Genomic DNA, 13355 nt, shown 5'->3' with positions numbered 1-13355 from the left:
TATTTGTTCCTCTTATTTCTCACCCTTCTATTTACCTCAAACTCAAAAAACATTTCCATATTATTAAAATTAGTTAGAATTTCATAAAATTATAAATAATAATCAAACTTATTTGTATTATTTTAGTCAGAGTGTAATCGCATCTATTTCCGGTCTGTCTTGTTCAGACGGCCTTACCAATCAAGTTATATGGATACATTCTATGCAACCGATCAAAGTCACCACCCTCTCCGCCTGCATCGCCGCCATTGGTTTCGTCCCTGCCGTTTATGCTGCAGATAATTCGACAGTTATTCTCGATACCATAACTGTCAAAGGCACACGCAATAAAGACGAAATCGGTAAAAACCGCGTCTATACCCGCGAAATCGTCAATCTTTACAAGAGCAAAAACGAAGTCGAAACCTTCAAGGGCAACACCGTATCCGACCTTTTGAGCGGTATGTCCGGCGTGTACAGCGGTGACGCGCGCAACAGCGGCGCGCTGGATCCCAATATACGCGGCGTGCAGGGGCAGGGGCGGATTCCTGTTACCATCGACGGCACGGAGCAGGCGATTACCGTCTGGCGCGGCTACGCAGGCGCAAACAACCGCAACTACGTCGACCCCAACATCATCAGCAGCGTTTCCATCGAAAAAGGCCCCTCGTTCAGCCGTGATATGAAAAGCGGCATAGGCGGCTCCGTCGCCCTGAAAACCATCGATGCCGACGATATTGTCCCCGAAGGGCAGAAATACGGCTTTGAAGTGAAGGCGGAAGCTGCCAATAATTCTATCAAGCAGCGTACCAATGTCTATGAAAAATCAGTTGATTATCGGACATTGGATGCACCTGCTGTCGCGCTTGGCGGTATTTGGCGGGCGATGTTGAATGATACCGACCGCGTCAATCAACGTTTCAGCGGACGCAATAGATTTGGGGAGGATAAAGCCTACCGCATTGCCGCCGCCACCAAGCAGGACAATTTCGATGCCATGCTCGCCTATGCCTACCGCAGTAAAGGCAATTATTTTTCCGGCAAAAAAGAGGCGGAGCGCTACGGCTATATCGGTCCTTGGACAATGGAAACGGTCAATGAATTAAACAGGCAGATTGCAGATGCCGCTGCAAGAGGCGAAAAATTTTACGGTAGTGAAGCCATGCTGGGTGCACCCGATATTGCCCGTATCGGACTTTTTTATCATCCGGGCGGAGAGGTAACCAATACTTCGCTGGAAAATAAATCATGGCTGGGTAAAACCACCTTCCGCCTGCCGAACCGCCAAACGCTCAAATTCGGCCTGCGCCATACCGACTCCACTTTCGGCGAAATCATGCCTTCCCGCGTCATCGGCCCGATTTTCAGTACGCCCGACAATTTAAATAAAATTGCGGAGTGGCCGAGGGCATGGGTGAAACAGCGTTCCTACAATATCGACTATTCATGGAAGCCCGAAGGCAGCCGTTGGATAGATTTCGATGCGTCATTGTGGACGACCCGTACCAAATCCAAAACCAATACTGCAGGCGGTTCGCCCGGCGACGCCCTGTATGAAGACAGGGTGGACAATTTAATGATGTGGAAAACTGTGATGAGTCGCTGGAATACCTACAATGAAGAAACCAAGCGCATGTATGAGGCATTGGGTTACACGAAAAAACCGAATGTCGTCGAACAGCTTCCGAATACCAACGGACGCTTCAATACCATAGAGGGCAATGCCTACTATGCTAACAATACCCGTAACGGTTTCAATTTTTCCAACCGCATGAAGCTGCATGACAAGCTGACGTTGACTCTGATAGGTGACTTCCAGAATGAAAAATTGAGATCGCGCAATGAGTTTTCAGAAGAATTGAGCCATGACGGCTTGGACAAATACAGGGAGGAAATAGAAGCAAAGCAATTGGTTACCAATACCGAGCTGACAAGATTCGGCGAGCCGAGAAACGGTAGGCGCAGAGAATGGAATTTTGGTTTCAATTTCCGCTACCAGCCGATGAGCTGGCTGACTCTGACGGCAGGAGCGCGCTATACCAACTTCAAGATACAGGACGACAACGAGCGGTTAAAAACCGGATTTGACAAATACAACAATCCCTTACAAGTCAATCGAGGTCAGGTATTTCAGTTTACCCGTGTAGCAACCGAGCAGGAATATCGTGATTATCTGAATGCGGTTAACAATGACGAATTCAATGCGGCAAGAGACAGTATCGTAATAGATGATAGAGGGGTGGCAATATTAAATCTTACTCCCTTTCATGACGAAAACAGACCAAGGCTGGATAAGCTGAAATACTATTGGCTGAAAGACGACAAAGGTCGTCTGAATCCTGCCAATCATCCTTGGTTTGCTATTCCCGAGTTGCATAGTCAAGCCGTCAATCCTGCTTATGATCCAAGCAATCCCGACAGTCCGCGCGTAGTTCAAAAATATATACCTAATTATGACATTCTAAGAATGTATAGGGCTCCTATTACACCTAACGAACTGCAGCGCGCCCACAAACAGGGTGGCAGCGGATGGGCTCCTGCATTCTCAGCCGCCGTCAATTTTACCGATAATGCCCGAGCCTATCTGCGCTATACCGAATCCCTACGTTTCCCCAGCATATTTGAGGGGACTTATGGCTTCTCGACTGCTGCGGGTTCATTTGCACGAATGGGATACGGTTGGCAGCCCGAACACGCCAAAAACTGGGAAGTCGGCTACATTCATGATTTAACTGGACTGTTTCCAAAAATGAAAAATGCGGATTTCCGCATCAACTACTTCCGCAACAAAACCAAAAATATCATCGACAGGGACGAGAATTTTGAATTCGAGCAATTCGACAAACAAATCCGTACCGGCGTGGAGTTACAGGCACGCTTCGACAGCGGCAGGTTTTTTGGAGGAGTCGGCGTATTGCGTACGCTCAAAAACAAAGTTTGCGACAAATCTTTTTCCGTTTCCAGTGTACATGATTCCAGTTACTTGACTGGCGGCGGATTTATTCCCGCGCCCGAATGCAATTACGGCGGTTTGACCGATAACGGTTATCTTGCCAGTATGGTTCAACCGCGCTGGTCGATTGATGCTGATTTGGGCGGACGCTTCTTCCGTAACAAGCTGGAAAGCGGCATCCGCTTCCATTATCACAGCCGTGTGTATCGAAACCGCCGTACGGTATGGCAGGCATATTACGATCAATTAAACCGTATCAATGACTATAATCTTCAAGCGGATACAGATACCATGCGTTGGCAGCCTGTCGCCATATGGGACGCCTATTTGCGCTACAAAATCGGCAAAAATCTGACCGCCGAGCTTGTGGGCAGCAACCTGACCAACCGCTACTACCTCGACCCGATGAGCCGCTCCTATATGCCCGCACCGGGCAGGACAATCCGTATTGGGATAACTGGAAAATGGTAATGATCAATTAATCATTTTGGGAGTAAAAAGCCGTCTGAACATTGGGTTTCAGACGGCTTTTTTCATGATGGCTTAGTTATGCCCTACTCTTTTATGTTATATGAAAGTTGAAGCTAACCTGCATAATTTTTATATCTTCTGCTTTGGAAGCAAAAAGGCTGCTTGAAAATGAAACGTCTATATTTCAGACGGCCTTTGCTTTATAGCAAACTCGAAATTTAAGCCACGAAATCCAATCCTATATCCAACGAATGGCTGCTGTGGGTCAGATAACCGAGGGCGATGCCGTCCACGCCGGTTTGCGCTACGCTCCATAAGCGATCGAAGCCGATGCCGCCCGATGCTTCGCAATAGACGGTGTGTGGGTGGGCGGTTTGCGTGTGGCAGCGGTTTGCCGCTTCTTTCAGGGTTTCGTCGTCCATGTTGTCCAGCAAAATCCGTTCCGCGCCCGCTGCGATGGCTTCGTCCAGTTGTGCCAACGTGTCCACTTCGATTTCCACGCAGGTCAACGGTCCGACAGCCTGTTTTGCCTGCTGCACGGCTTGGGCGATGCTGCCGCAATAGGCGAGGTGGTTGTCTTTGATGAGCACGGCGTCGTCCAAGCCCATGCGGTGGTTCACGCCGCCGCCTGCCCTGACGGCGTATTTTTGCAGGACGCGAAGCAGTGGGATGGTTTTGCGGCTGCACACGATGTCTGTGCCGTATTCAGCGACTTCGGCAACGGCACGTGCGGTGGCGGTGGCGATGCCGCTTAAGTGCGTGAGGTAGTTGAGCGCGGTGCGTTCAGCGGCGAGCAGCGCGCGGGCGTTGCCTTCGACGGCGGCAAGCGTCTGACCTGCGCGAACGGCTTGCCCGTCTTGAATTTCAGCTTGGAAACGGACGGACGGATTCATCGTCTGAAAGGCAAGACGCGCCAAGTCCATGCCTGCGATTATGCCGTCCTCACGACTGTTCAGGAAAAGTTTGGCAGTTTTATCGGGAGCGATGACAGCTGCGGACGTAATATCTCCTCGCCTGCCCAGATCTTCGCTCAAGGCTTGTTCTACCATGGGGCGCAACAGGGTATCGGGTAGAGGTAGAAGACTATTCTCAGACGACATGAAGGTTCCTTTGTTGAAAAATATTGATATTGCCCGATGGGGCAAAATTTAATTTGAGGCCGTCTGAAAATCAGTTAGCGACTGCCCAGCGGCAGTCCGATATCAGAAATCAGCTGATCGGGCAGGACATCGTCGCGGAATCGGTAAAGCTGTGCAGGACGGCCTTTACTGCCTGATACGCCGGTATCCGACGGCTCGATGAGGTTTTGCTGCTGAATCTGGCGGCGGAAGTTTTGCTTATGCAACAATCTGCCGCTGATGGCTTCGACGCTGTTTTGCAGTTGCAGCAGTGTAAATTCGGGCGGCATCAGTTCAAAAATCACGGGACGGTATTTGATTTTGGCGCGTAGGCGGGATAAGGCTGTCGCCAGTACACGACGGTGGTCGTGGCGCATGGGCTGCCCCGTGAGTGCGAAGTCGAAGTTTTCCTGAAGCTCGGTGGCTTCCGCTATCAGGCCGCTTTCATACAGCATTTCATAGCGTTGCAAAACGTATTCTTCCGACCAGTTTTCAGGTTCTACCCCCCAGCACAAATGAATGCGCTTGAGCCGCTTCTGGCGCACTTCCTCCGTATCCGCCGAGTTTGCCCAAATGCGCAGGCGGCTGACGATGGCGTCGCGCTGCCCGCCGTCAGCACGCAAATCTTCCCACGGAAAATAGCAGTAGCAGTCCTGCCATTTCGCATCGGGATGAAGAATGCTGTCGGCCGCTTCGCGCACCAGTCCCAAATAGCTGACGTATAAGACAGGCAGGCCTTGCTCGTTTTGGCGGCGCGTATCGACAAACGTATAAAGCTGTTCTACATAACCCATAGGCTGAGATGTCTGCTTGGCGACCCACATCCTGACCCCTGCCTGCAAGGAGTGGCGAAGTGGTGCAAGCAAGCCATTGGGTAATAGCTCTCCTTGGGCAACTGTCAAAACCCTCAAGCTGCCATTTGTAATGGCGATCAGTACAGGAACAAGCTCGACGATACTTTGCGGATTGGCCGCTGTTTCAGGATAGGCATCCATGCGTGGCTTTCATTCAATAGAAAACCTTATTGTAAACCAAAGCGGTTTTCAGACGATCTTGCATATTATACTCAAGTTGAGCATAATATAAAAACTATTTCAAAATATAAACGGCAAACCTTCATGCCGTCTGAAAAACCAGCCATAAGGAAGTCTCATGCAAACCGCCGCCCGCCGCTCGTTCGATTACGATATGCCCCTCATCCAAACGCCGACTTCCGCCTGCCAAATCCGTCAGGCGTGGGCGAAGGTTGCCGACACGCCCGACCGCGAGACGGCAGGCCGTCTGAAAGATGAAATCAAGGCTTTGTTGAAGGAGAAAAACGCGGTCTTGGTAGCGCATTATTACGTTGATCCGCTGATTCAGGATTTGGCTTTGGAAACGGGCGGATGCGTGGGCGATTCGTTGGAGATGGCGCGTTTCGGCGCGGAACACGAAGCCGACACGCTGGTGGTGGCGGGCGTGCGCTTCATGGGCGAGAGCGCGAAAATCCTCTGCCCTGAAAAAACAGTGCTGATGCCTGATTTGGAAGCGGAATGTTCTTTGGATTTGGGTTGTCCCGAAGAAGCGTTTTCAGCGTTTTGCGACCAACACCCCGACCGTACGGTCGTAGTGTACGCCAACACTTCCGCCGCCGTAAAAGCGCGTGCCGACTGGGTGGTAACCTCTTCGGTGGCGTTGGAAATCGTGTCGTATCTGAAATCGCGCGGCGAGAAGCTGATTTGGGGACCCGACCGCCACCTCGGCGACTACATCCGCCGCGAAACGGGCGCGGATATGCTGCTGTGGCAGGGTTCGTGCATCGTCCACAACGAATTCAAGGGGCAGGAGCTGGCGGCGTTGAAAGCGGAACATTCCGACGCCGTGGTGCTGGTTCATCCCGAATCGCCGCAAAGCGTCATCGAACTGGGCGATGTGGTCGGCTCGACCAGCAAACTGCTCAAAGCCGCCGTATCGCGCCCCGAAAAAAAATTCATCGTGGCGACCGATTTGGGCATCCTGCACGAAATGCAAAAGCAGGCACCCGACAAAGAATTCATCGCCGCGCCGACGGCAGGCAACGGCGGAAGCTGCAAAAGCTGCGCGTTCTGCCCGTGGATGGCGATGAATTCGCTGGGCGGCATCAAATACGCCCTGACAAGCAGACACAACGAAATTCTGTTGGACAGAAAGCTGGGCGAAGCCGCCAAACTGCCTTTGCAGCGTATGCTCGACTTCGCGGCAGGACTGAAGAAAAAAGATGTGTTCAACGGCATGGGTCCCGCCTGATTTGCCGTCAATATTGCCGTTTCAGACGACCTCTCAAACAAGGACAACACCATGCAAACCGATTGCGACGTATTGATTGCCGGAAACGGGCTGGCGGCACTGACGCTCGCCCTGTCGCTGCCTAAATCGTTCCGCATCGTCATTTTGTGCAAAAACCGGCTGGACGACACCGCAAGCCGTCATGCGCAAGGCGGGATTGCGGCGGCGTGGTCGGGAGAGGACAACATCGAAAAACACGTCGCCGATACTTTGGAAGCGGGTGCAGGTTTGTGCGACGAAGCCGCCGTCCGTACCATCTTATCGCAGGGCAAACCGGCAATCGAATGGCTGCTGGCGCAGGGTGTGGCGTTCGACCAAAATAATAACGACCTGCACCTGACGCGCGAAGGTGGGCATACCTGCCGCCGAATCGCCCACGTCGCCGACTACACAGGTGAAGCCGTCATGCAGAGCCTGATTGCCCAAATACGTTGCCGCCCGAACATCCGCATTTGCGAGCGGCAGATGGCGTTGGACATCCAAACCGAATCAGGCGCGGCGTGCGGATTGACCGTCCTCGACTGCCGAACGCAAGAAACCTACCGCATCCGCGCCCGCCATACCGTACTCGCGGGCGGCGGCTTGGGACAGATTTACGCCGCCACCACCACGCCGCCCGAATGCACGGGCGACGCCATCGCCATGGCAATACGCGCAGGCTGCGCAGTCGAAAACCTCGAATTTATCCAATTCCACCCCACAGGCTTGGCAAGGCCGTCTGAAAACGGCCGCACCTTCCTGATTTCCGAAGCCGTGCGCGGCGAAGGCGGCATCCTGACCAACCAATCGGGCGAACGGTTTATGCCGCATTACGACCGCCGCGCCGAACTCGCGCCGCGTGACATCGTTGCCCGCGCCATCGCCGCCGAAATCGCCAAGCAAACGCAAGACTTCGTCTCGCTCGACATCAGCCGCCAACCCGCAGCGTTCGTCCGCCAGCATTTCCCGTCCATCCATCGGCACTGCCTGTCCCAATGCGGCTTGGACATCACGCGCCAAGCCATCCCCGTCCGCCCCGTGCAACACTATACCTGCGGCGGCATCCAAACCGACCCCAGCGGCAGAACCTCCCTGCCACAGCTCTATGCCTTAGGCGAAACAGCCTGCACCGGCTTGCACGGAGCCAACCGCCTCGCCAGCAACTCCCTGCTCGAATGCGTCGTTACCGCAAGGCTTGCCGCCCAAACCATCGCGGACGGACAAGCATCCCAAACTGCACCGTCCCAAAGGTCGTCTGAAAACCCCACCGCCGAAGCAGGCATCTTTTCAGACGGCCTCCAAAACACATTCAGCCGCCCCGTCCTGCAGACGTTCAACCAACGTCATCTGGGTATCCTACGCAACGATACCGGCCTGCGCCATGCTATCGCCCAACTTCGGCTTTGGAAGCAAAACCTGGCCAAACCACACACCGCGTCTGAATACGAAAACCGTAACCTACTCGAATGTAGCCTCGCCGTCGCCCAAGCCGCATACGCTAGACGGCAAAATATTGGCGCGCATTTTAATAGTGATTGTTAAGGCTGATAGTGAAAACTTTTCTCCAATAAATAACGTCATTGACTGAAAAAGAAAAGGTTCTCACATGATTAAGGAAAGATTGAAAAAAGTAGGAGAACCGGTGGAAACTAAAATGCAGGGATTGACAGTAGTTATAAGTGATAATAACTAATTGTAGAGAGAAAAAAGATAGAATTAATGAAAATAAGACCATCTAATCGGTTTTGAATAAGTTTAAACAAAGTTGGCACAATTCACTATCTTTGCCCTACTCTATTTCATCAGGCTACAATTAGTGCTGACCCTTACCTTGGAAACTTGGGATTTGGCATAACCGATTGCGTATTCAAGGGCGCCTTTGGCGGAATTTCCTCGGGTAAAACGGATACTGTATCTAGTGCTTGTCTGCCACATAGTAATGTCGGCATCGTAAGCATAAAGATTCAGACGGCGCTGACCACGAATAAATTGGGTGTTCTTGGCATATTCGGGAATGTAACTGCGGTCAATAAGGCCGTCTGAAAAATCCATAGCCTTCACCGCTCCCGCAGCCAGCCATTGCAGATTTTTTATATTCGTAGTCGGTATGAGCCGCCTTTTTACAGCAGTTGCTTTTTCAGCCGACATCCCCGTTACGGCATCCTCTGTCAATATAGCTATATCGCCAACCTTAATACCAGAATCAAATTGGTTGCTCACAATTTTAACCATATCGGCAATATCCCCTTTTTCTGTCGGCATAATGGTTTTAACTGTTACCGTATTGTCAGTGGTATCGGCATGGACACCCATTACCAGTGCAGTATTGATAACGGTAAACTGAATAAGGTCAGTCGTATTGCTACCTTTCCGGGCATAAAACTTGATGATTTCGCCTTCACGATAAGTCAAATTGGTTGTTAAATCATAGGCAGCAGCCGTCAAATTACACCCAGAACCATGCCACATTTTTTGGGCCCTTCAATCTGAGACCACCTTCAAGCCATAACATTCTTTCGCCACCGACTACTAGTTCTTTACTGTTTTCTCTGTCGATGACGTCTCCCCCCCCTATAAGCGACAACAATCTCATTGGTACAGACATCTAACTAAGGTTTTATTAGAGAGTAACCACATGGTTTTCATAGGAATCTTGGGCAAGGTCGGCATGTTCTTGTTTGCTTAGTTGGGTCATGGTTTAATTTCCTCTAAAGTAACGGTAATACTAAAAAAATCATTGACATTATGAGGTCCCGGTCCATAACCTTCCAAAGTATTTTCCCCAAAATCAGGGGCTATTCTTTCATCTGGTAAACCATCTTCATTTTTATCATACGGATACCCTCGCTTCCAATAATATTTGGTCAGTGTTTTTTCTTTTTCAAGATTTTCCATTACATCGCTGATATTGAATTCAGTTTCTTCCTTTTTACCAGTCGCCTTAAATGAAGCTCCAAAATTTTCAGGCTTCCACTGGCAGACACCTTCTCCGAAATAATCTTCATCCAGTACAGCATCAGCATAGAAGAGTACTTCGTATTCATCATGTCCGACCAAATTCATTTTGATTGGAATATTTTTTTCAGGAGATGCCTTCGCACCTGCCAACCGACTAATGGTATAAGAACAATTTCTTGCTGCATAACCAATATACATATCGTTTATAGGTTTCATCGGCCCCGGTGCATTATTAATCTTAACCTTAATCCTGTATGGTTGTTTCGGCTCGGGGTTCAATTTGAAACGTGCTTCTGTTTGTTCTTGGACACTCATATTATTTCTATCCGTACAAGCATTTAGGCTAAAAGTTGACAATAAAGCTGCAGATAGCAGCAGGATAAAAGGTTTCATCAGTAAAGTCCTTATTCAATATCATGAGCAAATTAAATATTACTTTAAGATAACTTGATCAGGATACATTCATGTTCGTTGATTGTCTGATGCTTCAACGTATTTACACGTTACTCTAAATTGTGGTTTATAACAATATTCAGACATCTTAACTAAGATGATACTGATGGTAAATAGATAGTGATTAATGGGGAAAATACAGTCTGAATGGTAATATTTAAGAAATATTGGAAATTCTACTTTACCTTATCCTACTCATCGTTTTTTCTATTTCTTCTTCCTTCTTCTAAATTTCAATAACTTGTTTTAAAGTATTCAGGTCCATGAATATTTTAGGAGTGTTGACAATCTAAAAGACCGTCTGAAACGTAATTTCAGACGGCCTATTTAATATCAGATGATAAAACTGATTTATCCAGGCAACAAACAGTTTGATTTAGATTTTTACAATAGGTATATTTCTTTTCATCTGATTTGGATAACCGACAACATCATGAAACCTGCTTTTTGCCTCCCAATATTGTTTTTACTTTCAGCGTGCCGTCCTGAAGCTGAGACAGTCGATACGGCTGCACCAACGGCGCGTAAGCCTTCTTATTACGAGTCTGAAAAGCGTCAAACTGCAGTCACTCCAGTTAAAACACAAGTTCCTGCGTTATCTGCAATCAAAAGCCAGGCTGATTTTGACTTACTTTCGCGTATCTATGAACAAGGTAGTGAATATGAAATTCCTCATATCCTTTTCCTCATCGATCGTGAAGATAATAACCGTACCGACTACATCAATACTCCCAAATTTCGGCTGCATGAGCACTATCTGGCTACTATCTTGAAACCCATGCTGTCAAAAACTGAATTGAATCAACAATACCGTAGTCCTAACCGGCGTTATCTGTTTGGTACGATCAGTTGGCAGAATAGTACTCAGGAATATGTTTATGAGTTTTGGGAAGGAGACAAAATCACGCCTGAATTGTTGAAATTGGCGGCAGGCCGTCTGAAAAACAGTTTCTACGCTCCGTTGCGTTATAAAACCAATTCTTTATGGCAGGAAACCGTTGCCGAGCAAAGCAAAGTTCCTTTTATTACCCAAGAAAGTTTGATTAAAAATTTCCCCTACCTGCCTCTAAACCAAGGTAAAGCGATAGGCACATTACGCGTTATTGCCAAAGAAGATGATCTTTATAATGTCGGTGCCGATGATATTATTATTTTGAAAGAGGTTCCCCTAGAGCTGCCACCTGTGGTGGGGATTATTAGTGAGAAACCATCTACTGCACTATCGCATGTGAATGTATTGGCACGCGGCTGGGGGATTCCCAATATTTACCTTAAAGACGCAGAAAAAATCCTAGCCCCATATATTGGCCATCGTATTGAATTTGAAGCGACTGCTAAGCAATACCGAATTGTCCAAACCAACCGGAACACTACCAGCAAAAGCTTTTCAGACGGCCTTACCCTGCCCCAACCCGATGTTTCCGATTACAGCCTTCGGGCTTTGACAAACCTGCGCCATGATGACAGCCGTTACTGCGGCAGTAAGGCTGCCAACCTCGGCCATATCCGCGCCCATATTGCAGGCAGTAATGTACCTGACGGATTCTGCATTCCCTTTGCCTACTATCAAGCCATGATGGATAGGCTGGGTATTAACGCGACGATACTGGCACAAATCGAAACGCAAAGTGATGGAGACAACCGCAAGCGCCGCACTGCTTTACTCACGCTGCAGAAAAAAATTACCGATGCCGAAATCCCGTTGGAATGGAAACATAGATGGGCTGAAAAATGGCGCAATCAATTAAACAGCAAAGGCGTGTTTGTCCGCAGCTCCTCTAATTCCGAAGACCTGCCCAATTTCAGCGGCGCAGGGCTGTACACCACCGTGCCAAATGTGACCGATGAAAACGCGTTGGTCGAAGCGGTGAAGCAATCTTGGGCTTCCGTCTTCAATTACAGCGCATACGAAGCCCGCCGTATTGCCGGACTGCCTCACGATAGCGTGAAAATGAGTGTCTTTGTGCAACAAAGCATCAATGCAGATCTCTCAGGCGTGTTGGTTACCATCAATCCCTATGATACTGCTCAGAAAAACAGCTCCTACATTGCCGCCAAACGCGGGTTGGGTATTCGTGTCGTTGAAGGCAAACGGGTAGCCGAACAGGTGGTCTATAACCGTCGCAATGATTCTGTACAACGTCTCAGCTCCTCTAATGAAACCACAGCGTTGCAACTGGATAAAAACGGTGGAGTACGGGAGGTGCCTGTAACCAGTGGCAACGTGATGAATCAAGAACAAATACGTCGCCTTGACCAAACCGGCCAACGAATCAAACAGCTATTTGCTAATGGCGAGCAGGATATCGAATGGGCGTTTGACAATGGTAAGCTTGTTATCCTCCAGGCACGACCGTATCTAAACGGCACACGTTAAAGTAAAAAGGCCGTCTGAAATTATCGTTTCAGACGGCCTTTGCATCATAAGTTAGTTATACCCTATACTTCCCGTTCTCCAAGGAATTATGATGTCAAAACAGCTCACATTTTATTTTATTCGCCATGGCCGTACCCAATGGAACGAACAGGGGCTTTTGCAGGGATCCGGTAATTCACCACTGACCGAACAAGGGATTGCAGGAGCTCAGAAAACCGGGGCGGCGCTACAACAAGTAGAATTTACCGCTGCTTATTCCAGTATTTTACAACGCGCCATTGATACGGCTGGCCATATTATCGGTCAGCGTCCTATTCCTCTTTTTCAGCACTGTGGACTAAATGAGCAATCTTTTGGAAGTTGGGAAGGTATGCAGATCGCTGACCTGCGGAAGTTAACCGAATTCAGACAACTGACCAATGACCCGGCATCTTATAAAGCATTAAGCAATGGTGGCGAAACCTTTGAACAATTAGCAGTACGTGCAATGGCCGCTATTTACGATATCATTAAGGTACATCAATCGGGAGCCAATATTTTAGTGGTATCGCATGGCCATACCTTGCGGCTTTTATTATCCTTACTAGACGGAGCGACTTGGGAAAACCATCGTGATGAGGGTAAATCCGTGTCATTGTTGAATACTTCGATCAGTATTGTGAAATACGATAGTGAAAGCGGTTTTCATATTGAGCAACTTAATGATGTGGCTCATTTACAATGATCACAACTATTCAACGATAATAAAAAAGGTGGGCATTTT

Annotated in this window: 9 protein-coding genes; 5 read left to right on the top strand and 4 right to left on the bottom strand. The window is 48.9% G+C overall.

Annotation, left to right across the window (positions count from 1 at the left end):
• Nucleotides 1-202 precede the first annotated feature (202 nt).
• Nucleotides 203-3403 (top strand): TonB-dependent receptor domain-containing protein, encoded by a 3201-nt coding sequence (locus tag ACTHTK_RS00775; RefSeq protein WP_107723266.1) that lies wholly within the window; start codon nt 203-205, stop codon nt 3401-3403.
• A gap of 218 nt (nt 3404-3621) precedes the next feature.
• Here ACTHTK_RS00775 and nadC read toward each other — a convergent pair whose 3' ends face one another.
• Together nadC and ACTHTK_RS00765 are read right to left on the bottom strand one after the other, a co-directional pair.
• A complete protein-coding gene (nadC, locus tag ACTHTK_RS00770; RefSeq protein ID WP_107723265.1) occupies nt 3622-4503 on the bottom strand; it encodes a carboxylating nicotinate-nucleotide diphosphorylase in 882 nt (293 codons plus the stop codon).
• A gap of 74 nt (nt 4504-4577) precedes the next feature.
• Nucleotides 4578-5516: an NUDIX hydrolase gene (locus ACTHTK_RS00765; RefSeq protein ID WP_107723264.1), complete on the bottom strand. Its 939-nt coding sequence runs from the start codon at nt 5514-5516 to the stop codon at nt 4578-4580.
• A 157-nt stretch (nt 5517-5673) separates the two neighbouring features.
• Here ACTHTK_RS00765 and nadA point away from each other — a divergent pair, with 157 nt between their 5' ends.
• On the top strand, nt 5674-6786 hold the full coding sequence (gene nadA, locus ACTHTK_RS00760) for a quinolinate synthase NadA (protein ID WP_107723263.1): 1113 nt from the start codon (nt 5674-5676) through the stop codon (nt 6784-6786).
• 51 nt (nt 6787-6837) lie between these two features.
• Nucleotides 6838-8346: an L-aspartate oxidase gene (gene nadB, locus ACTHTK_RS00755; protein WP_440378218.1), complete on the top strand. Its 1509-nt coding sequence runs from the start codon at nt 6838-6840 to the stop codon at nt 8344-8346.
• A 252-nt stretch (nt 8347-8598) separates the two neighbouring features.
• On the opposite strand, the gene ACTHTK_RS00750 is transcribed toward nadB, so the two are convergent.
• Nucleotides 8599-9273 (bottom strand): hypothetical protein, encoded by a 675-nt coding sequence (locus ACTHTK_RS00750; RefSeq protein WP_107723261.1) that lies wholly within the window; start codon nt 9271-9273, stop codon nt 8599-8601.
• Nucleotides 9274-9495: 222 nt separating this feature from the next.
• Complete coding sequence (locus ACTHTK_RS00745; RefSeq protein WP_234394576.1) at nt 9496-10155, bottom strand: hypothetical protein; 660 nt, start codon at nt 10153-10155, stop codon at nt 9496-9498.
• Nucleotides 10156-10648: 493 nt separating this feature from the next.
• Between ACTHTK_RS00745 and ACTHTK_RS00740 the strand changes: the two genes are divergently transcribed.
• Nucleotides 10649-12592: a PEP/pyruvate-binding domain-containing protein gene (locus tag ACTHTK_RS00740; protein WP_107723662.1), complete on the top strand. Its 1944-nt coding sequence runs from the start codon at nt 10649-10651 to the stop codon at nt 12590-12592.
• A gap of 91 nt (nt 12593-12683) precedes the next feature.
• Nucleotides 12684-13316, top strand: coding sequence for a histidine phosphatase family protein (locus ACTHTK_RS00735; RefSeq protein ID WP_107723260.1), 633 nt, complete (start codon nt 12684-12686; stop codon nt 13314-13316).
• Nucleotides 13317-13355 lie beyond the last annotated feature (39 nt).

The organism is Neisseria sp. P0006.S009, assembly GCF_051962915.1.
Taxonomy (GTDB): Bacteria; Pseudomonadota; Gammaproteobacteria; order Burkholderiales; family Neisseriaceae; genus Neisseria; species Neisseria subflava_E.
This window is presented reverse-complemented; position numbering and strand designations above follow the sequence as displayed.